Annotated in this window: 1 pseudogene; it reads right to left on the bottom strand. The window is 39.4% G+C overall.

Going from position 1 to position 609, the window contains the following annotated elements:
• A pseudogene (locus tag AC1DG9_RS27620) lies at positions 1-609 on the bottom strand (heavy metal translocating P-type ATPase); the annotation flags it as partial.

Here is a 609-nt window from a genome sequence, read left to right as displayed (position 1 = left end):
TTGTTAATCATTACATGGACGGCACTGCCCTCAGAAGAGCTTTTCAGTGGAAGGTTAAGGAAGGTAGAACTTCCCAATTTTACATCATTTCCATTAACCTTACCACTGATACCTCTTCCAATCTTCTCGGTATATTCCTGCACGGAATAGATTGCAGGTTTATTAATAAATTTTGTCAACTCCCGACTCAGCAGATGTCCGGAATTTCTTGCCAGATCACTGATTAATTGCATTTGAGCATCAATGATAGTTCCGTTAAACTGAAGTCCGGCCGCATTTGGATTAGTTATAGTGCCGGTTTTGTCAAATACATACGTGTTAATACGTGCCAGCTCTTCAACCACAGCGGTATTCTTCAGATAAAATCTGTTTTTATCAAAAACTGATAATACAGCTGCCAGTGTAAACGGTGAACTCAGGGCCAGAGCACATGGACAAGCAATAATTAAAACTGCGGTAAAGGATGCCAATGCTTTAGAGGGATCTGTGGAAATCCAGAAAATGCCTGCACCTAATGCAATAACTAATAGAACGATACTAAAATACCTGCTGGCAGTATCACTAAATGTTTTGATACGCTTCTTCGATTCAATAAAAGCACTATTATTC

The organism is Pedobacter sp. 05L430 (genome assembly GCF_056397585.1).
Note: the sequence above shows the minus strand (reverse complement) of the source record. Positions and strands in the feature narration are given on the sequence as shown.